The organism is Bradyrhizobium sp. URHC0002, from assembly GCF_054059515.1.
Genome location: NZ_JBSSCF010000001.1, coordinates 2,004,871 through 2,026,125, shown reverse-complemented (window position 1 = coordinate 2,026,125; position 21,255 = coordinate 2,004,871). Strand labels below are relative to the sequence as shown.

Sequence of the window (21,255 nt, the reverse complement as noted above, 5' to 3'; positions counted from 1 at the left end):
TAGCGCGGTGCGCTGCCGGCCCAAAGCGTTTATACTTGCCTCTTCCGGCCATGTGTTCCAGCTCTGGCGCCAGCGCGCGTCCGATCGGAGAGGGAGACAAGCAGCGATGCTGCACGACTGGGGCGTGATCGCCGCCGCGTTCGCCTATATCGGCCTGCTGTTCGGCGTCGCCAGCTATGGCGACCGGCTGTCGCCGAGCCAGCGCGGCCGCGCCAGCATGCTGATCTATCCGCTGTCGCTGGCGATCTACTGCACCTCCTGGACCTTCTTCGGCTCGGTGGGTTTCGCCACCCGCACCAGCACCGACTTCCTCGCAATCTATGTCGGCCCGATCCTGATGATCGGGCTATGCACGCCACTCTTGCGGCGCGTGATCAAGCTCGCCAAGTCGCAGAACATTACCTCGATCGCCGACTTCATCGCGGCGCGCTACGGCAAGAGCCAGGCGGTCGCAGCCACCGTGGCCGTCATCGCGATCGTAGGCTCGGTGCCTTACATCGCGCTGCAGCTCAAGGCGGTGGCGTCCTCGCTGGAGACGATCCTGAGCGAGGACAAGCTGTTCTCCTCGATCCCGATCATCGGCGACATCGCGCTGGTCGTGACATTGGCGATGGCGGCGTTCGCGGTGTTGTTCGGCACCCGCCAGACCGACGCCACCGAGCACCAGCACGGCCTGATGCTGGCGGTCGCCACCGAATCCATCGTCAAGCTGGTGGCCTTTCTCGCCGCCGGCGCCTTCGTCACCTTCTGGATGTTCACGCCCGTCGAGCTGATCGAACGTGCGATGAAGACCCCGGAGGCGGTGCGCGCGATCGACTACGTGCCGTCGATCGGCAATTTCCTCACCATGACACTGCTGTCGTTCTGCGCGATCATGCTGCTGCCACGGCAGTTTCACGTCAGCGTGGTCGAGAACTCCAGCCCCGAGGAGGTCAGCCGCGCCCGCTGGCTGTTTCCGCTCTATCTGGTCGCCATCAACCTGTTCGTGATTCCGATCGCGCTCGCCGGCCTCGTCACCTTTCCGTTCGGCGCCGTCGACAGCGACATGTTCGTATTGGCGCTGCCGATCGAGGCGGATGCCCCGCTGCTCAGCATTGCCGTCTTCGTCGGCGGCCTGTCGGCCGCGACCGCGATGGTGATCGTGGAATGCGTCGCACTCTCCATCATGGTCTCCAACGACATCGTCCTGCCGCTGGTGCTGCAGCGCGGCCCGGCGACGCGCGACGGCAGCCAGGATTTCGGCGACTTCCTGCTCAGGATCCGGCGCTTTGCGATCTTCGCCATCATGGTGATGGCGTATTTCTACTATCGCGCGCTCGGCAACACCCAGTTGGCGGCGATCGGCCTGCTTTCTTTCGCAGCCCTTGCCCAGCTGGCGCCGGCCTTCTTCGGCGGCCTGTTCTGGCGCGAGGGAACCGCCCGCGGCGCCATGACCGGCATGCTGGTCGGCGCTGCGGTGTGGGCCTATACGCTGTTCCTGCCGAGCTTCCTGGAGGGTAATCCCGCCGGCATGCTGCTGCTGCAACACGGGCCGTTCGGCATCGAGGCGCTGCGTCCGCGGGCATTGTTCGGCGCCGACCTGCCGCCGCTGATGCACGGCGTGCTCTGGTCGCTCTCGCTCAACATCCTGACCTACATCGTGATGTCGATCGCGCAACGGCCGTCGTCGATCGAACGGCTGCAGGCGGATCTGTTCGTACCCAACACGCTGACGCCGATCGCGCCGACGTTCCGGCGCTGGCGGACGACCGTTACCGTGCAGGATATCCAGAGCACGGTGGCGCAATATCTCGGCCCCGAGCGCGCTGCTCAGGCCTTCGAGGCCTTTACCGCCGGCCATCCCAGCAGTCCCGATCCGGCCGCGCCCGCCGATTTCGAATTGCTGCAACACGCCGAACGCCTGATCGCCTCCTCGATCGGGGCCGCCTCCTCGCGCCTCGTGATGTCGCTGTTGCTGCGCAAGCGAACCGTCTCCGCCAAGGCCGCGCTGAAATTGCTCGACGATTCCCACGCCGCGCTGCATTTCAACCGCGAGATTCTGCAAACCGCGCTCAATCATGTGCGCCAGGGCATCGCGGTATTCGATGCGGATTTGCAGCTGATCTGCTCGAACGCCCAGTTCGGCGAAATCCTGGCGCTGCCGCCGCATCTCGTGCAGCTCGGCATCCCCTTGCAGGAAATTCTCGAATTCATGGACGCCGTCAATCCATCCGGCCCCGGCAGCTCCGACGCGTTGCTGCAGCGGCGGCTGGATGCGTACACCACCGAGGGCGAGCCCTATCTGGAGCGCCTGCCGGACCGCCACATGGTGATCGAGGTCCGCTCCAACCGGATGCCGGGCGGCGGCTTCGTCATCACCTTCTCCGACGTCACGCCGAGCTTCGAGGCCGCCGAAGCGCTGGAACGCGCCAATGCGACGCTGGAAAAGCGCGTCCGCGACCGCACCGAGGAACTCACCCGCCTGAATTCCGAGCTGGCGCAGGCCAAGAGCACTGCCGAGGACGCCAACATCTCGAAGACCCGCTTCCTTGCGGCCGCCAGCCACGACATCCTGCAGCCGCTCAACGCGGCGCGGCTCTATGTGACGAGCCTCGTCGAGCGGCAGAACAGCGGCGGCGAGGATTCGCGCCTGGTGGAGAACATCGACGACTCGCTGGAGGCGATCGAGGAGATTCTCGGCGCGCTGCTGGATATCTCGCGGCTCGATGCCGGCGCGATGGCGACCTCGATCACCAGCTTCAAGATGGCCGACCTGATGCGCTCGCTGGAAATCGAGTTCGCGCCGATCGCCCGCGCCAAGGGGCTCGATCTGACCTTCGTGCCCTGCTCGCTGCCGGTGCAATCCGACCGCTCGCTGCTGCGACGGCTGCTGCAGAACTTCATCTCGAACGCCATCAAATATACCCCGCGCGGGCGCGTGCTGGTCGGTTGCCGCCGCCACGGACAATCGCTGCAGATCGCGGTCTACGACACCGGCGTCGGTATTCCCGTGGCGAAACGCGGCGAGATCTTCAAGGAGTTTCACCGCCTGGAACAGGGCGCGCGGATCGCCCGCGGCCTCGGCCTTGGACTATCGATCGTCGAGCGGCTGGCGCGCGTGCTCAACCATGGCATCGCGATCGATGCCACTGCCCGCGGCGGCTCGGTGTTCTCGGTCACGGTGCCGGTTGCCGCCGCGATCAACCATACCGCCGCCGTCACCAGCGCGACGCCGCTTTCCAGGACGCCGATGAGCGGCGCCCTGATCGTTTGCATCGAAAACGATCCGGCGATCCTCGACGGCATGAGGACGCTGCTGACGGCGTGGAACGCGGAAGTGATCGCGGTAGCCGACCCCGACGCCGCGATCGCGGCGATCGAGATTTCCGGCAGCAGCGTGACGGGCCTTCTGGTCGACTACCATCTCGACCGCGGTAACGGCGTCGCCGCGATCCGCGAGATCCGCCGCCGCTTCGGCGAAAGCATTCCGGCGATCCTGATCACGGCGGATCGCAGCCCGAACGTCCGGGCGGCCGCGCGCGAGGAGAACATCGCGATCCTCAACAAGCCGGTCAAACCGGCCTCGCTCCGCGCCCTGCTCGGCCAGTGGCGCGCGCAGCAGATGGTGGCGGCGGAGTAGCACGCCAGCTTTTTTCAATGTTCGCTATTGCGGATGGCGAGGCCAACTGAGGGTTTGCGCAAGGAGCGCAAGCGCAGCCCGGTCAGGAAAGCGAGTATCGCGAACACGGCAAAACTCGCCGGCACCCAGAAGGCTGAGCGCACCATTCCCTGATCCGGAATCGCAGCCGACAGTCCACTGGCATTTGCTATCAGCCCCGCTATCGCCGCGCCGAATGCAAAGCCCATCTGCTGGACAGTGGGGACCGACGAGGCCGCAACGACCTCGTTGCCCGCCTTTGCGCTGTCCATGATCCGGTGCGCGATGAAGGGCCAACACTGGCCGATGCCCGCACCCAGTGCGGCAATTGCCGAGACCAGCAGCAATGCGGATGCCTTGGCGTACGGCGCGAGAAACCCGATGGCCATCAGGCTGAGCCCCATGACTGCCGGCCCCGTGAGCATCAATCGATCCGGCCAGCGTACCGACACCCCGGCGGTTGCAAGCGAGGCGATCGTCCACGCCAGCGAGGCGCTGGCGACGGCAAAGCCGGCCGAGAGCGGGCCGAAACCATGCAGCTGCTGCAAGAATATGGGCACGTAGATCTGAAGCGGGCTGAAGGTGATGCAGAGCAGTAGCGCCAGCCATAGCCCGACACCCGTCTGCGTGCGCCATGAAAACGCGTCGCTCGGAAGGAGCCGGGTCGTTGCCAAACGGTCGAGCCGCAACATCACCGCGAACGACACGACCGCCGCGACGATCAGTCCCGATTTCGCAAGCGGCGCCGCGACCACCGATGCGGCGGACGTTGCAGCAATCGCGAGGCAGATCAGGGCGACCCGTCCGGCGGGCACGCGCAGGGTTGACGTTCCACGGGCCGTCACCGGCGGCAAGATGAAGAAGGCGCTTATTGCCAGGACAACGGCAATAACAGCGGTCGTGACAAAGGCACTGCGCCAGTTGCCAAAATGGGCGAACACCCCGCCGACAAGGGGGCCGATCAGGACCGACATGCTCCAACTGGTCGACATCAGTGCAATGGTCCGTGACCAGGCCGACTCCGGAAACGTTCCGCGGACCAGCACATAGGCGACGGCAGCCTCGAGGCCGCCGCCGAATCCCTGAATGAGCCTGCCGACAACGATCCAGCCCATCGCCGGGGCCAGCGAGCAAAGCAGGGCGCCGAGGCCGAATATTGTGACGCCCGCGCAATAAACTGTCCGGGAGCCAACGGCGGTCGCGAGCACGCCAGTACAACTTGCCGCGACGATGGATGAGGCAAGGTAAGCGGTGGTCGGCCAACTCAACATTGTGACGCCACCGAGCTCACCGACGATGGACGGCAGCACGGTCGTCAGCAGCAATACGTTCATGGATTGCAGCAGCACCCCGCCAAGCAGGATAGCCAGCGTCGGAATCCATTCCCGTTTGAAGAGTGATCGCCACCCTTCCCGGACAGAGTCCTGCTCCATGTCGGGGCCTCCCTCCGGACCAACGCGCCGGGAGTTGCCAGCGACGGACATCCGGGCTATTTTAGATAGTATTTTGTTTCTAAATAAACCCATGAGTCAAGACGCAGACCGCAGCCAGGATCGCATCCTGTTTCACCTGAAGACGCGCGGACCGCAGGTCGCCGCCGACATCGGTGCGCGCTTTGACATGACCCCGGCCGGCGCGCGTCAGCACCTCCTCAAGCTTGAGGCGGCAGGCCTGGTGGAGAGCGAGGACCAACGCGAAGGGCGCGGGCGGCCAAGGAAATATTGGCGGTTGACGCCGCGCGGCCACGGGCGGTTCCCCGATCGCCACTCCGATTTGACCCTGGATTTATTGCAATCCATGCGCGACGTCTTTGGCGTCGACGGCAGGGAAAGGCTGATCGAGCACCGCGAGCGTGCGATCGTCGCCAACTACCGCAAGTTCATCCGCGCGCAGGGTTCACTTCGCCAGAAGCTGACGGCGCTGGCACGGATCCGAAGCCGTGAGGGCTACATGGCGAGCGTGGCCAAGGATACCCGGGACAGCTTTCTGTTGGTCGAGAACCACTGCCCGATTTGCGCGGCAGCAACCGCTTGCCAGGGTCTCTGTCGTTCGGAACTTGCGGTGTTCCGCGCCGTGCTGGGAACCGACGTGAGCGTCGAGCGCATCGATCATATTCTAGCCGGCGCCCGTCGCTGCGCGTACCGGATCACGCGACGGCAGCCACGATGAGCGCATCATCCTTCGAGGCTCGCATGCGAGCGCCCAGGAATGGCGGAGATGGAACGGTGTTGGGTCGTCGGCGTCCCCTGGCGCCGTCAGCCGCCCGCGCCCTGCTCGGTCAATGGCGGGCGCAACAGATGGCGGCGGCGGAGTAAACGCTGGCGCGCGCCGGACGTCACCAGTTCATTGTCTTGCCGACCAGCCCTACCAGTTCCGGATCGTCAAAGGTCGCGGCCGTGGAGACCGCGCCCGCAGCGACCAGATCGCCATGGCCAAGGCTCGTCCGCATTCCAATCGTCGCGATGCCGGCCGCCGACGCGGATTGAACGCCGGAGCGGGAATCCTCGAACGCGAGAGACAGCTCGGGCGCGGCGCTCACGGCGCGCAACCCCTCCAGATATGGCAGCGGGTGCGGCTTTCCGTGCGGAAGCTCGTCGCCGATGATGACAGCCTTGAAGCGCTGCATGATGCCCAGCCCGGAAAGCATCATTTCGGCGTTCAGGCGTGGCGCGTTGGTTACCGCCACCATGGGGACGTCAGCGCGATCCGCCAGGGCAAGCAGTTTCATCAGACCCGCTAGCGGTTTGATTTGCCCCGACGCGAGCTTGCGGAACGCCTCTTCCTTCTCCGCCATGATGGCCGCCTGACGCTCCGGCGGCCAGCCCGGCAGAAACCGTTCGCTGATCGAAGTATTGGAAAACCCCATCAGCTCCTTCGAGGCGCGCGCGCGATCGAACACATGGCCATGAGGCGCGAACACTTGATTGAACGCATTCAGATGAAGCGCATCGGTGTCGGCCAGCGTGCCGTCGATGTCGAACAGCAGCGCCCTCCCGGATCCGGACATTGCACTGTTACCCCGTCGGCGTTCCCTGGCGCCATTGGCCGCCGGCGATCTTCGCGGCGGCGATCACGGCTTGGGTGCGGCTCTCGACGCCGAGCTTCTGCAGGATCGCCGAAACATGCGCCTTGATGGTCGCTTCCGACACACCGAGCTCATAGGCGATCTGCTTGTTGAGCAGGCCCTCCGACAGCATCATCAGCACCCGCACCTGCTGCGGCGTCAGCGTGACCAGACGGTCGCGCAGGCGCGACATGTCGGGGTCGTCGGCCGAGGTGAGATCGGTGTCCGGCGGAACCCAGACGTCGCCCTCCATCACCTTCATGATGGCGTCGCGCAGCGTTTCGACGCCGAACCGCTTGGGGATGAAGCCGGAGGCGCCGAAATCCAGCGAGCGGCGGATCGTGCCGGCATCGTCGCTGGCGGACACGATGACCACCGGGATCGCCGGGTACTGCGCGCGAAGGTAGATCAGGCCGGAGAATCCCGATATCCCCGGCATGGTGAGATCGAGCAGGATCAGATCGACATCGGAATCCCGTTCCAGCAGCGCGGTGAGATCGTCGAACGATCCGGCCTCGCTGACGACAGCGGATGCCACGACGCTTTTGACCGCCTGACGCAACGCGTCGCGGAATAGCGGGTGGTCATCGGCAATGACGAGGTGGGTATTGGCAGCGGTCGTCATTCTGCTCTCTTGCATCGGGCTTGCGACTAGTCCGCTTCGCTTTGTCTCCCGTCGGACCGGCTAGCGCAAGCGCCCAATCCTATCATGTTTGAAAGCAGTTAACCCGCGAACTTGTGCGCCGCAATACGCAGCCGCGCCGATGGGGACCAGCGCGCAAAGTCGACGGTCAATAGCGGCGAAACGCCGTGCAAAGGGCCGAAAGTCGTATTGGGGCTGGTTTCACGGGGATGTTACCTTGGGGCGAAGCCCAGCAATCCGGCCAAGTTCGGCGAGGGCGGACTTTGCATCAATGATTTTGGGGAGTGTCGAAATGTCCACTATGACTGCCACGTCCGGCAAGGCCACGGGAATGACGAAGGACGAACGTTTCGTCATTCTCGCTTCCTCGCTCGGTACCGTCTTCGAATGGTATGATTTCTATCTGTTCGGTTCGCTTGCCAGTATCATCGGCGCGCAGTTCTTCGGCGTCATCGATCCAGCAACAAATCAGCCAATGTTCAATCAGGCAACGCGCGATATCTTCGCGCTGCTGGCGTTCGCCGCGGGCTTTATCGTTCGTCCGTTCGGCGCCATCGTGTTCGGTCGCGTCGGCGACATCGTCGGCCGCAAATACACCTTCCTCGTCACCATCCTGATCATGGGCCTCTCGACATTCATCGTCGGCATCCTGCCCAACGCGGCGACCATCGGCATTGCGGCACCGGTCATTCTGATCGCATTGCGCCTGCTGCAGGGCCTCGCGCTCGGCGGCGAATACGGCGGTGCGGCGACCTATGTCGCCGAACATGCCCCGATGGGCAAACGCGGGTACTACACCTCGTTCATCCAGACCACGGCAACGCTCGGCCTGTTCCTGTCGCTGCTGGTGATTCTCTTCACCCGTACGGCGCTTGGCGAAGCCGAATTCGCGAAGTGGGGCTGGCGCATTCCGTTCCTGGTCTCGGTGCTGCTGCTCGGCATCTCGGTCTGGATCCGGTTGCGGCTCAATGAATCGCCGGTGTTCCAGAAGATGAAGGACGAGGGCAAGAGCTCGAAGGCTCCGTTGACCGAAGCCTTCGCCAACTGGAGCAACGCCAAGATCGTGATCATCGCCCTGATTGGCGGCGTGATGGGCCAGGGCGTGGTCTGGTACACCGGCCAGTTCTACGCGCTGTTCTTCATGCAATCGATCCTCAAGGTCGACGGTTACACTGCCAACCTGCTGATTGCCTGGTCATTGCTGTTGGGCACCGGCTTCTTCATCGTGTTCGGCGCGCTGTCCGACAGGATCGGCCGCAAGCCGATCATTCTGGCAGGCTGCCTGATCGCGGCGCTTACCTTCTTCCCGATCTTCAGGATGATCACCACCAACGCCAACCCGGCGCTGGAGAAGGCGATCGAAAGCGTGAAGGTCGAGGTGGTCTCGGATCCCGCGTTGTGCGGCGATCTGTTCAACCCGGTCGGCACCCGCGTGTTCACCGCACCGTGCGACACCGCCCGCGCCTACCTCGCGCAGCAGTCGGTCAAGTATACGACCTCCTATGGCGCTGCAGGCTCGGGAGTGAAGGTCGTCATCAACGGCAAGGACACGGCCTATACAGATGCCAAGACATCGAATCCGGCGGTGCTGGCGGCGGTGCAGGCTGCAGGCTACCCGAAGGCCGGCGACGCCCAGATCGTGAAGATGTCGCATCCATTCGACATCTTCAAACCGCAGGTCGCAGCGGTGATCGGGCTGCTGTTCATCCTGGTGATCTACGTCACCATGGTGTACGGGCCGATCGCGGCGATGCTGGTCGAACTGTTCCCGACCAAGATCCGCTACACCTCGATGTCGCTGCCCTATCACATCGGCAACGGCTGGTTCGGTGGATTGCTGCCCGCGACCGCTTTCGCGATCGTGGCCTCGACCGGCGACATCTACGCGGGTCTCTGGTATCCGATCATCTTCGCTTCGATCACCGCGGTCGTCGGCTTCTTCTTCCTGCCGGAAACCAAGGACGTCGACATCACGAAGTAACCGGTTTCGTTCGGGGGAACGAAATCACAAGCCGGCCGCGGAGCAATCCGCGGCCGGTTTGCTTTTTGCGGGTGATTCAATCCGTCGCGCCGATGAACTGCAGCACGACCTCGCGCCGATGCGGCCGCGCGCGGTGCTCGACCAGATAGATCGCCTGCCACGTCCCCAATGCGAGCGCGCCCTGCAGCACCGGGATGTGCAGCGAGGTCGCGGTCAGCATGGTCTTGATGTGCGCCGGCATGTCGTCCGGCCCCTCGGTATCGTGGCGCCAGCCGGCATTCTCGGGCGCGAGCCGGTTCAGCGCCGTCGTCAGATCGACGAGCACGGTCGGATCGGCATTTTCCTGGATCGTCAGCGACGCCGAGGTGTGGCGGATGAACAGCGTCACCGCGCCTTCGCGTGCTTGAGCCTGCGCCAGGAATTCTGCGACTTCGGCGGAGAGATCGGTGAAGCCCGCGCCGGATGTCTGCACGGTCAACTGCGAGGACGTGATGGTGCTGGCGGCGACGGTTGATGGAATAGTTCGGGAGAGCATTTTGTGTGATGTCATATGAACTCATCTCTTCGTCGTCCCGGCGAACGCCGGGACCCATACGCCGCGGCCTCTCGATTTCGGGAGGTCGGAGTTGACACTATTTGATAACAACCAGCAGCGGTGGTTATGGGTCCCTGCTTACGCAGGGACGACCAGAGGGTGGCGCAAGCTTCCGTCAAATCTTGCCGCTGACGTCCCGCTGCACCCGGTTGGCCATCTCGATCAGGCGCCGCCAGGCCTGCTCCAGGAACGACATCATGCGATCCATGTCACGGTCGCTCGGCAGCGGGATCTCGATCTTGCGCTCGCCTTCCGCCACCTTCGGCTCGCTCTTCTTCAGCGAATCCGATTTCGGCAGCGGCTCTTCGATCTTGCCGGGCACCGTGGGCTCGCGCGAGGCGAGGTCTGCCTTGAGCCTTTCATTGTCGGCCTGCAGCCGGCCAATGTCCGCTTGCAGCCGGCCGATCTCGACGTCCATCGCCGCGCGTTCGTCGGGGACGGCGTAGCAGGCCCAGCCGGCGCCCGAATTGTTACAGGTTGAAATCGCACCGGTTCTTGTATCGAGCCGAAGCACGCCATCGCCCAGGGGTGAAAGCGCATAGCGGCCGTTCTCGGTTTCCGGCAACGCGCCGGCGAGCGCGTGCCCGGTGCCTGCGAGACAAAAGGCCAGCACGACGAGCCCAAAGAATTTCGAGGACGATTTCGCTGTACTCATGGGCTTGCTCCCGCCGCAGGAGTTACCGGTTTCCCCGACCGCCGGGGCGCTTTCAAGGCGCGTCCCTAGACCTTTGAGCTATAGGGCGCGCGGTCGGACTTCAACGCATCCTCCAGTAATTCGAGGCGATCCTGCCCCCAAAACACCTCGCCCTCCAGCACATAGACCGGCGAGCCGAACACGTCGGCTGCCAGCGCATCCTGCCGGTTCTGCTCATACGCCGCACTGATTTCCTCCGCACCGGAACGCTCCACCAATTGCTTGCCGGGCAGCCCCGATTCGTCGGCGAGTTTCGCAATCGTTTCGGGATCGGCGAGATTGAGCTGATCTTCCCAGACGGCGGCATAGGCCCGGCGCAAATAGCGGTCGGGATCGTGGCCGGCCTCGAGCGCCGCGATCACGACGCCATCGGCCAGGCGTGCATTGAACGGCCAGTTCGCCGGCTGCAGATGAAATTTCAGTCCGCGCTTGTCGCGCCAACGCTGCAGTTCGACCATCCGGTAGCGCTGGCGCACCGGGTGGCGCTTCATCAAGGGCAGGCCACCGGTCTCCGAGAACAGATCGACCAGCACTACCGGCCTGTGATTAACCTTGAGATCGTAAGTACTTACGATATTCCGAAAGGACTGGTGCCCGATATAGGCCCAGGGCGATTGCAGCGAGAAATAGTAATCGACCTGACGCGGCATGCGGGCTCCGGGAACGGGCGATTTTCGCTTTGCTCGGGACATCCCAACAGAGCGTGCAAACGGACGCAAGATCGATCCGTGTGGCAATACTGCTGCACTGCGATCCCGGGTCTACGGGGCCGCAGACGATAGTCAAATAAATCCTGAAAAATCAAAGCACTAGCTGGCTACGGCCTAATCTTGACTTGATTAGACGCGGTAAGTATGGTCCGCGCGGCTTTCAAGGGTGACGGGCGCAATTTCCATCAACCGGCGGCATCGTTTAATGTCTTGGGCATGGCCGAAGACAAAAACGACAACGCAGGTGGAAATCGCGATCAGCCGTCTTCCGACGAAGCTGCGCTTTCCGCAAGGCTCGGAAGTCTGGATCACCGGTTGTCCGAAATTCGTGACAGCCGCAAGATCAGGACTGATCAACCCGGAACTGAAAGCGGAGACACAGCTGCCAGGACTTCTGCCATGGCGCTTGGTTTCCGGCTTTCCTCGGAATTGGTCGCGGGCGTTGTCGTCGGGGCGGCGATTGGCTGGGGGTTCGACCGTTTATTGTCGACGTCGCCGTTCGGTTTCATCGTGTTTCTTCTGCTCGGCTTCGTCGCCGGCGTGGTCAACGTGGTGAGAACTGCAGGCGCAGGTCCAGGCAGGCGCTGAGCGTCGACGGGAAGTCACGACATTTGAAATTCGATTGCCGGCCAGGCCGGTGGATAAAGAGCCGCGCGGATGAAAATCGACCCGATCCACCAGTTCAATATCGAACCCATCTTCACGATCGGCCATATCGGCAACCAAACGATCGCCTTCACCAACTCGTCGCTCTACATGTTCATCGCGGTGGCGGTGATCTCGCTGCTGATGATCGGTGGCATGGCGAGAGGGCAACTGATTCCCGGGCGGCTGCAGTCGATCGCCGAAATCAGCTACGAGTTCGTCGCCAGCACGATCCGCAGCACTGCCGGCACGGAAGGCATGAAGTTCTTCCCGCTGATCTTTTCGCTGTTCATGTTCATCTGCGTTTCGAACTTCGTAGGCATCATTCCCTACACGTTCACGGTTTCGAGCCACATCATCGTCACCGCGGCGCTCGCGCTCCTGGTCTTCTTCACGGTCCTGATCTACGGCGTCTACAAGAACGGCCTGAAGTTCTTCGGTATCTTCGTTCCCCACGGCGTTCCGGGCTACATCGTCCCGCTGGTCATGTTCATCGAAATCCTGTCGTTCTTCCTGCGTCCGGTTTCGCATAGCGTCCGTCTGTTCGCCAACATGCTCGCCGGCCACATCGCGCTGAAGGTGTTCGCGGGCTTTGTCGCGATGCTCGGTGTCTCGCTCGGCGCCATCGGCTGGCTCGGCGGCGTGTTACCGCTGGCGCTCACCGTCGCGCTGACCGCGCTCGAACTGCTGGTCGCATTCCTGCAGGCCTACGTGTTCGCGATCCTCACCTGCATCTACCTCAACGACGCCATTCATCCGGGACACTAAGCGTCCGGGGAATTTCCACCCTCACTCTGTCTTATCTCTCAAGGAGCTCTAGAAAATGGAACCGGCAGCAGCAAAACTTATCGGCGCGGGCATCGCATGCATCGGCATGGGCGGCGCGGGCGTCGGCGTGGGCATCATCTTCGGCAACTACCTCGCCGCAGCGGTGCGCAATCCCTCGGCAGCCCAGGGCCAGTTCGGCAACTTGATCTTCGGCTTCGCCGTGACCGAAGCGCTCGGCATCTTCTCGCTGCTGATCGCGCTGCTGCTGCTGTTCGTTCCGCTCTGAGCTGCACCCACTCGCGCCGCCCGATCCGGGCGGCGCGCCTGACAGCAAGAGGAGAACCCCGTGGCTGAGAAAAGTCATGGTACCGGCGCCCACACCGAGGCAGACGGCGGACACGGCGGAGGATTTCCTCCGTTCGAGTCGAGCACGTTTGCTTCGCAGCTGGTGTCGCTGGTTATCGCGTTCGTCGCGCTCTATGTGATCGTGTCCCGCTTTGCGCTGCCGCGCGTCGAAAGCGTGATCGACGCACGTCAGAATGCGATCGAGGGCGATCTGGCCGCGGCGCAGAAGCTGAAGGACGAGTCCGACGCTGCGCTGAAGGCCTATGAGACGGAACTCGCTTCGGCACGTTCCCGCGCGCAGGCCATCGGCAACGAGACCCGCGAGAAGCTGAACGCGGCCTCGGAAGTCGAGCGCAAGAAGCTGGAAGACCAGTTGAACACCAAGCTTACCGCCGCCGAGAAGCAGATCGCGGCGACGCGGGAGACCGCGATGAGCAATGTCCGCGGCATCGCCGCGGATGCAGCCGGCGCGATCGTGCAACGCCTCACCGGCGTGCTGCCCGACGGCAAAACCGTCAGCAGCGCCGTCGATGCTACGTTGAAGGGATAGAGCGATGTTCACCCAACCGGAAACCTGGGTCGCGATCGCCTTCGTCATCCTGATGGTGCTGTTTGCCTATCTCGGCATCCACAAGACGGTGCTGACGGCGCTGGATCATCGCGCCCTGCGCATCAAGGCCGAACTCGACGACGCCCGCCGTCTCAAGGAGGAGGCCGCCAAGCTGCTCGGCGAATACAAGACCCGCCGCGCCAGCGCCGAGCGCGAGGCCGAGGAAATCATCGCCAATGCCAAGGCCGAGGCCGAACGCATCGCGGTCGAGTCCAAGGCCAAGATGGAAGATTTCGTCGCCCGCCGCACCAAGACCGCCGAGAGCAAGATCGCCCTCGCCGAAGCCCAGGCGCTGGCCGACGTCCGTGCCGCCGCCGCCAACGCCGCGGTCGAAGCCGCCTCGACCATCCTGTCGAAGTCGGTCAAGGGCTCGGTCGCCGACGACTTGCTCGCCAAGGGCATTGCCGAGGTTCGCGCCAAGCTGAACTGAGCGCCTTCGACCTACCAATCAAAGCCGGCGCGATCACCTCGCGCCGGCTTTTTTTTATTGCTTCTTCTTTTTCGGCGCCGGGCGTTCAGGCTTCAGGGACTGCGGGTCGAAGCCGATATAGAAGATGTAGCTGTCGCCGACGGCGCCGGGAGGCGCCGGATAAACGAGATCTTCGGCCACCAGCGTAAACGGCTCGCTGCCGCCTTCCGTCATCGTGACGGTGGTCTGGTAGGCCTTGGTGGCGATGGTCTTCTCGGAGACACCGCCCTGCACCACCGCGACGCGAATCGGAACCTGGACCGACGACGGGGCGCCGGCGGGGCCGGCAATGACGCGGCCCTGAATGCCGATCCGCGCCGTGATCACGCCACCATTGACGGTGCATTCGCGGGCCATCTTGGAGATCGTCGCCTGAAAGCGCAGGTCGTTGCCGACCGGCTGCTTGCCGGGCGCCGCCACGGCGTAGGTGGCTGCGCCGGCCCTGACCGTGACCGGCGGACAGGTGAGATCGCCCGTATCCTCGGGCACCGCCGGCGCATTGGTGGCCGGCTCCGCGTCCGACTTGCCGCCGAACAGGCTCTTGAAGCGATCGGTGATCGATTGCGCCGATGCCGGCATCACCGTTACGCAGGCCAGCCCGCCCGCAACCGCCGCAGCCGCCATCAACCTGGCCAAACGATTGTCACCCATGCGACGTCCCTGATCCCATCATTCCACGTCATTTGTTCCCGGCGGCCTTATAGCAGCCCAATGGCGGCGAACCCAAGGCACCTAAAAGGCTTAGAAATCAACGGTTCAGCCGCGGAAATCCTCATGCAGCAGGCCGAACAGCAGATGGTCCTGCCAGACGCCGTTGATGCAGAGATAGCGCCGCGCCAGTCCCTCGCGGGTGAAGCCGCATTTCTCCAGCACCCGGATCGAGGGCGAATTGGAGGGAATGCAGGCGGCCTCGATGCGGTGCAGGTTGAGTTCGCCGAACAGCGTCGGCAGCAGCACCCGGAGCGCCGCGGTCATGTAGCCGCGGCCGGCATGCGGTTCGCCGACCCAATAGCCGATGGTGCCGGCCTGCACGATGCCGCGGCGGACATTGGCGAGCGTGATGCCGCCGATCATGGCGCCGTCAGACGCGCGGAAGACGATGAACGGATAGGAGCGGTCGGCGGCGATATCTTCGGCGTAGCGGCGCAACCGGCGGCGGAAGCCGGCGCGGGTCAGATCGTCCGACGGCCAGATCGGTTCCCACGGCGTGAGGTAGGCGCGGCTTTGTTCGCGCAATTGCGCCCATTGCAGGAAATCCGACATTTGCGGGGCGCGCAGCAGCAGGCCGTGGCCGCGCGGCACAAGCGCGGCCGGTCCGCTGGTTGGCAAACGAAACAGGGCCATGCCCTCTACCTCAATGCAGAAGCGTTTTCGCCTTCGACCTCGTCAATCCTTCCGCAAAAGTCACCGCCGTGTCCAGCCCCCTGCCGCTGCCAAGTGCCACGACCGCCGGCCGGCTGCGGGTCAGCAGCGCATGCGCGGCGTTGCGGGTCGATTCGACGCTGACCGCATCGATTCTGGCGACCAGCTCTTCGACCGTCTGCGGCCGGCCATAGGCCAGCACGTGCCGCGCCAGCTGTTCGGCCCGGGAGGAGCAGCTTTCCAACGCCATCAGAAGGCCGGCCTTCATCTGCGCCTTGGCGCGGGCGATCTCGGCTTCGGTCAGGGTTTCGACGGCATCATTGATGACGTCGACAATCACTTCCATCATTTCCGGCGCGTCGCCGGGATCGGTGCCGGTGTAGAGACCGAAAAAGCCGGTGTCGGAATAGGGCGCGTGGAAGGTGTAGATCGAGTAGCACAGGCCGCGCTTTTCGCGCACTTCCTGGAACAGCCGCGACGACATTCCGCCGCCGAGCGTGTTGGTGAAGACCTGCAGCGAGAACAGCGATAGATCCGTCTGCGGCACGCCTTCGAGCGCCAGCGTCAGATGCGCCTGTTCGAGGTCGCGATGCACCACGCGCGAACCACCTTTGCCGAACATCGCAGGCACCGGCTTCGGCGCCGACGTGGCGTCGAAGCTGGCAAATCTTTGCGCCACTTCCTCCACCACGCGCTTGTGGTCGACCGCGCCGGCGGCGGCCACCACCATGTCGGGGCCGCGGTAATGCGTCGAGAGATAGCCGCGCAGCATGTCGCGATCGAAATTCTTCAGAGTTTTCGCGGTGCCCAGGAGCGAACGGCCCATCGGCTGGTCCGGAAAACAGAGCTCGTTGAGGTGCTCGAACACGACGTCATCGGGCGTATCCTGCGCCGCGCCGATTTCCTGCACGATGACGCTCTTCTCGCGCTCGAGTTCATCAGGCACGAATGACGGATTGGCCAGAATGTCGGAGAGCACGTCGAGCGCCAGCGGCACGTCGGCCTTCATCACCCGGGCATAATAGGCGGTGGTTTCGGTCGAAGTGCCCGCATTGAGATCGCCGCCGACCGCCTCGATTTCCTCGACGATTTCGCGCGAGGAACGGCGCGTGGTGCCCTTGAAGGCCATGTGTTCCAGAAGATGCGAGATGCCGTGTTCGTTCGGCTTCTCGTCACGGCCGCCGACGCCGGCCCAGACGCCGAGCGCAGCCGTTTCCAGATGCGGCATGGTGTCGGTAACGACCGTCAGGCCGGATGGCAGCTTGGTTACGTCAACGCTCATCCGGCAACTCCCTGCTTCGCGGCACGGCTCGCCGAGCGCACGAATCGCTCCACTTCGGCTGAATCGTTTTTCATCACCGTGATGTGTTCGGATTTGGTCATGAGACCGTCGAGCCAGGCCGGTAGTTGCGGCCGCACGCCGCAGGCGGCTTCCACCGCATCGGGAAACTTGGCCGGATGCGCGGTCGACAGCACGATGTTGGGGATCTTCGAATCCGAGGTATCGCGATCCGCTACTGCCAGCGCCACCGCGGTATGGGGATCGACGAGGTCGCCGGCCTCGCGCCAGGCGGCCCTGATCGCGGCCGACGTCTCGGTCTCGTCGGCGCGTCCGGCATCGAACTCCTCGCGGATCGCGGCCAGCATGGCATCGGGCAGCACGAAACGTCCGGACTGTTTCAGCGAGGCCATCAACCGGCGAACGCTGTCGGCGTCGCGGCCGCTCGCCTCGAACAGCAGCCGCTCGAAATTCGAGGAGATCTGGATGTCCATCGAGGGCGAAGCGGAGGCGTGAACCTCGCGGACCTCATAGATGCCGGTCTTGAGCGTGCGCGGCAGGATGTCGTTGACGTTGGAAGCGATGCGCAGCCAGCGCACCGGCAGGCCCATCTTCTTGGCGACGTAACCTGCAAAGATATCGCCGAAATTCCCGGTCGGCACGGTGAAATCCACCGTGCGCGCGGGCGCGCCGAGGGCTGTGGCCGAGGTGAAATAATACACCACTTGCACCACGATCCGCGCCCAGTTGATCGAGTTGACGCCCGACAGCGAAACCGCATCGCGAAAGCCGTGATGGTTGAACATCGCCTTCACGATCGCCTGGCAATCGTCGAAGGTGCCTTCGATCGCGAGCGCATGCACGTTGGCCGCCCCCGTCGTCGTCATCATCCGCCGCTGTACGTCGGAGATGCGTCCGTTCGGGAACAGCACGACCAGATCGACATTATCGAGGCCCGCGAACGCATCGACGGCGGCGCCGCCCGTATCGCCAGAAGTCGCGACCACAATGGTGGTGCGCTGATTGCGCTTGGCCAGCACGTGATCCATCAGCCGCGAGATCAGCTGCATCGCGACGTCCTTGAACGCCAGCGTCGGGCCGTGGAACAGCTCCAGCACGAATTGATTGGGCCCGACCTGATCGAGCGGCACCACGGCAGGATGGCGGAACGTCGCGTAAGCTTCGTTCGCCATGCGACCGAGATCGACGTCGGAGATTTCACCTGCGGTAAACGGCCTGATCACGTCGACCGCGACTTCCCAATAGGGCCGGCCGAAAAATCCCGCGATGGTCTCGGCAGAAAGCTGCGGCCAGACCTCGGGCACATAGAGGCCGCCGTCGCGGGCAAGCCCGGCCAGCATCACATCGCAAAAACCCAGGACGGGGGCCTCCCCCCGCGTCGAAATATAGCGCGTCAAACCACCCTCCAAAGGCGCAAGCCCTATGCCAAGCCTTTGATATTGATCATGTATTAGATTTCGCCAAACGCGAAGCGAGCGGCACCATAAGCGTTTTGGGGCGAAGGGGAAATGGCATTGGGGTGAAAAAGAAGGGAAGCGGGACGGCCACCCCGGTGGTCGGAGCCCTGCTGTTTCCCCGTCATTGCGAGCGCAGCGAAGCAATCCAAGCACGGCAAGCGGGGACGTGGATTGCTTCGCTGCGCTCGCAATGACGGGATCAAGACCGCACGATCTCGCGACGTGGTTCGCCCGCTGGCCCAAAAGGCTTTAGCCAGCGCATATCCGGTCAGCCATATCGAAATGCCTCGACCGGATCGAGTTGCGCCGCGCGCCACGATGGATAGAGCGTCGCGAGGAATGACAGCGCCAGCGCCATGATCACAACGGCGGCGGTCTCGCCAAAATCGATCTCCGCCGGCAGCTTCGACAGGAGGTAGAGTTTTGGTGGAAACAATTCGGTACTGGTGAGCCAGGACAGGAATTGCCGGATCGATTCGATATTCATGCAAACCAGCATGCCGACAAGAAGTCCGGTCAGCGTGCCGACAACGCCGATCGCAGCACCCGCGATCAGGAACACCCGCATGATCGATCCTCGCGAGGCGCCCACGGTGCGCAGAATAGCGATGTCGCTGCCCTTGTCCTTCACGAGCATGATCAGACCCGAAACGATGTTCAGCGCGGCGACCAGCACGATCAAGGTCAGGATCAGAAACATGACGTTGCGCTCGACCTGAAGTGCGGCGAAAAAGGCCGAGGTCCGCCGTCGCCAGTCGACGAGGAATACCGGCCGCCCGGCGGCGTCTGCCACCGGCCTTCGGAAGTCGTCGACCCTGTCGGGACTGGCTTCGATGAAAATTTCGATCGCGCTCACGTCGTCGGCGCGATTGAAGTAGGCCTGCGCCTCGGCAAGCGGCAGAAAGACCATCACGGAATCATATTCCGACATGTCGATGCTGAACACCGCCGCGACCTTGTAAGGCTTGATACGCGGCGCAATGCCCTTCGACGTCACCGGCCCGCCAGGCGCGACCAGCGTGATATTGTCGCCGGCACGCAGCGACAATTGATCGGCGAGCCTGCGTCCGATGGCGACCCCCTGGCCCCGCTCAAATGTGCCCAGCGAGCCCTGCTGGATGTTGCTGGCGATCGAGGCAAGCTTGTTGAGATCATCGGGGCGAATGCCGCGAACGAGTACGCCCGAGGCATTGTGTGCCGATGATGCCAGCGCCGGACCGTCGACCACGGGAACGGCAAGCCGTATGCCCTCAACCTGACTGATGCGCTCAGTGACGTCTTTCCAATCCGTCAGCGGCGACTCGATGGGCTGCAACACAAGATGGCCGTTCATGCCGACGATCTTGTCGATCAATTCCTTGCGAAAGCCGTTCATGACGGCCATCACGATAATCAGCGTCGCAACGCCGAGCATGATGCCGAGGAAGGAGAAGCCGGCAATAACGGAAATGAGACCTTCCTTGCGACGCGCCCGCAAGTAGCGCCCTGACACCAACCATTCGAATGCCGAGAAAGGCAGCGGGCGCGGGACATTTTCCATGGCTCCGCTTTTTCCCATGGCTGCACTTTTTTCCATGCGCCACCTTAGCGCGTTTTCCGTGCGATTCGAGCGCTCGCTTCGATGAACAATCTTCATCCACCGCCATATTCCCGCCATGCCATGAAGAGCGCGCCGTTTCCAGGCTATCACCTCTATTAACCGAGCCGCCGTCAGCTAACGCCGGCCTTGCCGCGTTGGTCGCGGCGCTGCGTTACCGGGGCTGATGCCCGCAACGAAAAGGGCCGCAAGCTGAGCTCGCGGCCCTCTCTCCTGGAAGGGTCTGTCGTTAATCGGTGGTGCAGACCTTCATTGTTTTCATGCCGGTTTCGGCCTCGGTCTTGGTCTTGAACGTGCCGTTGTCGACGACGGTGGTCGTCGTCGTCGTCGGCTTGGTATCGACGATCGTGCACTTCTTGGTGGTGGCGTCGCGAACCACGTAGAATTCGGCGGCGACCGCGGTTTCAGCAGCCGCCGATGCGGCAAAGACCAGCGTTCCGATCATCAGAAATTTCTTCAAGGCGTCCTCCTCGGGGTTTTCCATGATGCAACCGGCAACTCCCGAAGAAATCGATTGTTCCTCTTTTTCCCGACTAGGGTCTTGGCTAGGGCCACCGGCGGATTACGCTAGCCGGTCCGGGACCCGTCCAGCTGCTTGAGATATTTGAGCCCCTCGACCGTCAGAAACTCCGGCTCGTTGTCGCCCGCCTCCCAGCGCTGCTGAATGAAGCGCTTCAACATAGCGTGCCGCGCGTCATTCTCGTCGATCCCTTTGTTGATCAGACGGTAGACGCCCCACGCCCGTGCACAGGCGGTCTCGACGATATCCGGGTCAGCCATTCACCGCTCCTGCCATTAAAGCGAGCGCATGTTGCCAAGTTTTCCCGAAAATGACCACGGCGACGCGGACGAATTGCATCGCCTGTCCGAGCCGGCGCGGAAAGCGCCGCAGCCGTCGGTTGCGCGGCGCATCCAGGCCGGGAATGAACGGAAAGGCGCTCGCGCACCATTGTCATTTACTTCATGCGGCGCCGGAACAAACGTTGCACCGGAAACTTGTGCCTGACGTCGCAATCACGCGAACGGGAGGACACTGTATGAGACGTATCGGCCTGATTGGTCTTGCGCTGCTGGCAATGACCGTATCCGCTTCCGCCAGGCTGGGCATGGCCCCGATGGCCGCGCCGGACGGCGGAGTGATTGAGGTCAAGCACGGGCACGGGCGCGGCCACGGCCACGGACACATGCACCGGGGACGCGGGCACCACTACGGGTGGCACAGGGGCCGCGGCCACCACAAGCATCGCCATCACCGATAAGCCTTCGCTGGATTCGCTTATCGTCATCCATTGCCCGGGCGAGAGGCCAATCCAGCGGCGCGAACGGGTCGCGCCCCGCAGCGCGGCCGGTTCAGCGATCGCCAAACGGCAGATCGCGC

The 21,255-nt window shown here is 63.4% G+C and carries 22 protein-coding genes; 8 read left to right on the top strand and 14 right to left on the bottom strand.

Annotation, left to right across the window (positions count from 1 at the left end):
* Positions 1-106 precede the first annotated feature (106 nt).
* Positions 107-3,619, top strand: coding sequence for a PAS domain-containing hybrid sensor histidine kinase/response regulator (locus tag ACVWVY_RS09615; protein ID WP_456626151.1), 3,513 nt, complete (start codon positions 107-109; stop codon positions 3,617-3,619).
* A 14-nt stretch (positions 3,620-3,633) separates the two neighbouring features.
* Here ACVWVY_RS09615 and ACVWVY_RS09610 read toward each other — a convergent pair whose 3' ends face one another.
* Positions 3,634-5,070: an MFS transporter gene (locus ACVWVY_RS09610; RefSeq protein WP_456626150.1), complete on the bottom strand. Its 1,437-nt coding sequence runs from the start codon at positions 5,068-5,070 to the stop codon at positions 3,634-3,636.
* On the opposite strand from ACVWVY_RS09610, the gene ACVWVY_RS09605 reads away from it, so the two are divergent.
* Positions 5,069-5,806 carry a helix-turn-helix transcriptional regulator gene (locus ACVWVY_RS09605; RefSeq protein WP_456626149.1) on the top strand — a complete coding sequence of 246 codons (738 nt, stop codon included), beginning with the start codon at positions 5,069-5,071 and terminating at the stop codon, positions 5,804-5,806. The genes ACVWVY_RS09610 and ACVWVY_RS09605 overlap by 2 nt on opposite strands.
* Positions 5,807-5,972: 166 nt before the next feature.
* Here ACVWVY_RS09605 and ACVWVY_RS09600 read toward each other — a convergent pair whose 3' ends face one another.
* Together ACVWVY_RS09600 and ACVWVY_RS09595 are read right to left on the bottom strand one after the other, a co-directional pair.
* A complete protein-coding gene (locus ACVWVY_RS09600; RefSeq protein ID WP_456626148.1) occupies positions 5,973-6,644 on the bottom strand; it encodes an HAD family hydrolase in 672 nt (223 codons plus the stop codon).
* A 7-nt stretch (positions 6,645-6,651) separates the two neighbouring features.
* Positions 6,652-7,326 carry a response regulator gene (locus ACVWVY_RS09595; protein WP_456626147.1) on the bottom strand — a complete coding sequence of 225 codons (675 nt, stop codon included), beginning with the start codon at positions 7,324-7,326 and terminating at the stop codon, positions 6,652-6,654.
* Between the two features lie 349 nt (positions 7,327-7,675).
* On the opposite strand from ACVWVY_RS09595, the gene ACVWVY_RS09590 reads away from it, so the two are divergent.
* Positions 7,676-9,325 (top strand): MFS transporter, encoded by a 1,650-nt coding sequence (locus ACVWVY_RS09590; RefSeq protein ID WP_456632159.1) that lies wholly within the window; start codon positions 7,676-7,678, stop codon positions 9,323-9,325.
* Positions 9,326-9,401: 76 nt separating this feature from the next.
* Here the strand turns inward: ACVWVY_RS09590 and ACVWVY_RS09585 are convergent, their stop codons facing one another.
* From ACVWVY_RS09585 to ACVWVY_RS09575, 3 genes are all read right to left on the bottom strand, one after another.
* Complete coding sequence (locus ACVWVY_RS09585) at positions 9,402-9,875, bottom strand: secondary thiamine-phosphate synthase enzyme YjbQ (RefSeq protein WP_456626146.1); 474 nt, start codon at positions 9,873-9,875, stop codon at positions 9,402-9,404.
* Between the two features lie 160 nt (positions 9,876-10,035).
* The gene (locus ACVWVY_RS09580; protein ID WP_456626145.1) at positions 10,036-10,575 is read right to left on the bottom strand and encodes a hypothetical protein; all 540 of its coding nucleotides are present in this window, start codon (positions 10,573-10,575) and stop codon (positions 10,036-10,038) included.
* A 65-nt stretch (positions 10,576-10,640) separates the two neighbouring features.
* Positions 10,641-11,264: a DsbA family protein gene (locus ACVWVY_RS09575; RefSeq protein WP_456626144.1), complete on the bottom strand. Its 624-nt coding sequence runs from the start codon at positions 11,262-11,264 to the stop codon at positions 10,641-10,643.
* A gap of 276 nt (positions 11,265-11,540) precedes the next feature.
* Here ACVWVY_RS09575 and ACVWVY_RS09570 point away from each other — a divergent pair, with 276 nt between their 5' ends.
* From ACVWVY_RS09570 to ACVWVY_RS09550, 5 genes are all read left to right on the top strand, one after another.
* A complete protein-coding gene (locus tag ACVWVY_RS09570; RefSeq protein ID WP_456632158.1) occupies positions 11,541-11,912 on the top strand; it encodes an AtpZ/AtpI family protein in 372 nt (123 codons plus the stop codon).
* Positions 11,913-11,981: 69 nt separating this feature from the next.
* Complete coding sequence (locus tag ACVWVY_RS09565; RefSeq protein WP_456626143.1) at positions 11,982-12,737, top strand: F0F1 ATP synthase subunit A; 756 nt, start codon at positions 11,982-11,984, stop codon at positions 12,735-12,737.
* 55 nt (positions 12,738-12,792) lie between these two features.
* The gene (locus ACVWVY_RS09560) at positions 12,793-13,023 is read left to right on the top strand and encodes a F0F1 ATP synthase subunit C (protein WP_016847054.1); all 231 of its coding nucleotides are present in this window, start codon (positions 12,793-12,795) and stop codon (positions 13,021-13,023) included.
* 60 nt (positions 13,024-13,083) lie between these two features.
* The gene (locus tag ACVWVY_RS09555) at positions 13,084-13,632 is read left to right on the top strand and encodes a F0F1 ATP synthase subunit B family protein (RefSeq protein WP_456626142.1); all 549 of its coding nucleotides are present in this window, start codon (positions 13,084-13,086) and stop codon (positions 13,630-13,632) included.
* A 4-nt stretch (positions 13,633-13,636) separates the two neighbouring features.
* Positions 13,637-14,122, top strand: coding sequence for a F0F1 ATP synthase subunit B family protein (locus ACVWVY_RS09550; RefSeq protein WP_456626141.1), 486 nt, complete (start codon positions 13,637-13,639; stop codon positions 14,120-14,122).
* Positions 14,123-14,176: 54 nt separating this feature from the next.
* On the opposite strand, the gene ACVWVY_RS09545 is transcribed toward ACVWVY_RS09550, so the two are convergent.
* The 8 genes from ACVWVY_RS09545 to ACVWVY_RS09510 all read right to left on the bottom strand — a co-directional run bounded on the left by ACVWVY_RS09545 (position 14,177) and on the right by ACVWVY_RS09510 (position 21,241).
* Positions 14,177-14,812 (bottom strand): hypothetical protein, encoded by a 636-nt coding sequence (locus ACVWVY_RS09545; RefSeq protein ID WP_456626140.1) that lies wholly within the window; start codon positions 14,810-14,812, stop codon positions 14,177-14,179.
* Positions 14,813-14,917: 105 nt separating this feature from the next.
* Positions 14,918-15,505 (bottom strand): GNAT family N-acetyltransferase, encoded by a 588-nt coding sequence (locus tag ACVWVY_RS09540; RefSeq protein WP_456626139.1) that lies wholly within the window; start codon positions 15,503-15,505, stop codon positions 14,918-14,920.
* A gap of 10 nt (positions 15,506-15,515) precedes the next feature.
* Complete coding sequence (locus ACVWVY_RS09535; RefSeq protein WP_456626138.1) at positions 15,516-16,805, bottom strand: M16 family metallopeptidase; 1,290 nt, start codon at positions 16,803-16,805, stop codon at positions 15,516-15,518.
* Positions 16,802-18,220, bottom strand: a complete 1,419-nt coding sequence (thrC, locus tag ACVWVY_RS09530; RefSeq protein WP_456626137.1) for a threonine synthase — start codon at positions 18,218-18,220, stop codon at positions 16,802-16,804. Before thrC ends, ACVWVY_RS09535 begins: the two co-directional genes overlap by 4 nt.
* A gap of 328 nt (positions 18,221-18,548) precedes the next feature.
* A complete protein-coding gene (locus ACVWVY_RS09525) occupies positions 18,549-19,820 on the bottom strand; it encodes a lipoprotein-releasing ABC transporter permease subunit (protein ID WP_456626136.1) in 1,272 nt (423 codons plus the stop codon).
* Between the two features lie 286 nt (positions 19,821-20,106).
* Complete coding sequence (locus tag ACVWVY_RS09520) at positions 20,107-20,322, bottom strand: hypothetical protein (RefSeq protein WP_456632157.1); 216 nt, start codon at positions 20,320-20,322, stop codon at positions 20,107-20,109.
* Positions 20,323-20,444: 122 nt separating this feature from the next.
* Positions 20,445-20,657, bottom strand: a complete 213-nt coding sequence (locus tag ACVWVY_RS09515) for a hypothetical protein (protein WP_456626135.1) — start codon at positions 20,655-20,657, stop codon at positions 20,445-20,447.
* A gap of 176 nt (positions 20,658-20,833) precedes the next feature.
* The gene (locus tag ACVWVY_RS09510; RefSeq protein ID WP_456626134.1) at positions 20,834-21,241 is read right to left on the bottom strand and encodes a hypothetical protein; all 408 of its coding nucleotides are present in this window, start codon (positions 21,239-21,241) and stop codon (positions 20,834-20,836) included.
* Positions 21,242-21,255 lie beyond the last annotated feature (14 nt).

Bases quoted from the DNA above. Each gene is read 5' to 3' on its own strand.
- ACVWVY_RS09540 (WP_456626139.1), bottom strand. From the start codon at position 15,505: ATGGCCCTGTTTCGTTTGCCAACCAGCGGACCGGCCGCGCTTGTGCCG.
- ACVWVY_RS09575 (WP_456626144.1), bottom strand. From the start codon at position 11,264: ATGCCGCGTCAGGTCGATTACTATTTCTCGCTGCAATCGCCCTGGGCC.
- ACVWVY_RS09590 (WP_456632159.1), top strand. From the start codon at position 7,676: ATGACGAAGGACGAACGTTTCGTCATTCTCGCTTCCTCGCTCGGTACC.
- ACVWVY_RS09595 (WP_456626147.1), bottom strand. From the start codon at position 7,326: ATGACGACCGCTGCCAATACCCACCTCGTCATTGCCGATGACCACCCG.
- ACVWVY_RS09600 (WP_456626148.1), bottom strand. From the start codon at position 6,644: ATGTCCGGATCCGGGAGGGCGCTGCTGTTCGACATCGACGGCACGCTG.
- ACVWVY_RS09565 (WP_456626143.1), top strand. From the start codon at position 11,982: ATGAAAATCGACCCGATCCACCAGTTCAATATCGAACCCATCTTCACG.
- ACVWVY_RS09605 (WP_456626149.1), top strand. From the start codon at position 5,069: ATGTCGGGGCCTCCCTCCGGACCAACGCGCCGGGAGTTGCCAGCGACG.
- ACVWVY_RS09515 (WP_456626135.1), bottom strand. From the start codon at position 20,657: ATGGCTGACCCGGATATCGTCGAGACCGCCTGTGCACGGGCGTGGGGC.
- ACVWVY_RS09610 (WP_456626150.1), bottom strand. From the start codon at position 5,070: ATGGAGCAGGACTCTGTCCGGGAAGGGTGGCGATCACTCTTCAAACGG.
- ACVWVY_RS09525 (WP_456626136.1), bottom strand. From the start codon at position 19,820: ATGGAAAATGTCCCGCGCCCGCTGCCTTTCTCGGCATTCGAATGGTTG.
- ACVWVY_RS09545 (WP_456626140.1), bottom strand. From the start codon at position 14,812: ATGGGTGACAATCGTTTGGCCAGGTTGATGGCGGCTGCGGCGGTTGCG.
- ACVWVY_RS09520 (WP_456632157.1), bottom strand. From the start codon at position 20,322: ATGATCGGAACGCTGGTCTTTGCCGCATCGGCGGCTGCTGAAACCGCG.
- ACVWVY_RS09535 (WP_456626138.1), bottom strand. From the start codon at position 16,805: ATGAGCGTTGACGTAACCAAGCTGCCATCCGGCCTGACGGTCGTTACC.
- ACVWVY_RS09580 (WP_456626145.1), bottom strand. From the start codon at position 10,575: ATGAGTACAGCGAAATCGTCCTCGAAATTCTTTGGGCTCGTCGTGCTG.
- ACVWVY_RS09585 (WP_456626146.1), bottom strand. From the start codon at position 9,875: ATGACATCACACAAAATGCTCTCCCGAACTATTCCATCAACCGTCGCC.
- ACVWVY_RS09615 (WP_456626151.1), top strand. From the start codon at position 107: ATGCTGCACGACTGGGGCGTGATCGCCGCCGCGTTCGCCTATATCGGC.
- ACVWVY_RS09560 (WP_016847054.1), top strand. From the start codon at position 12,793: ATGGAACCGGCAGCAGCAAAACTTATCGGCGCGGGCATCGCATGCATC.
- ACVWVY_RS09570 (WP_456632158.1), top strand. From the start codon at position 11,541: ATGGCCGAAGACAAAAACGACAACGCAGGTGGAAATCGCGATCAGCCG.
- ACVWVY_RS09550 (WP_456626141.1), top strand. From the start codon at position 13,637: ATGTTCACCCAACCGGAAACCTGGGTCGCGATCGCCTTCGTCATCCTG.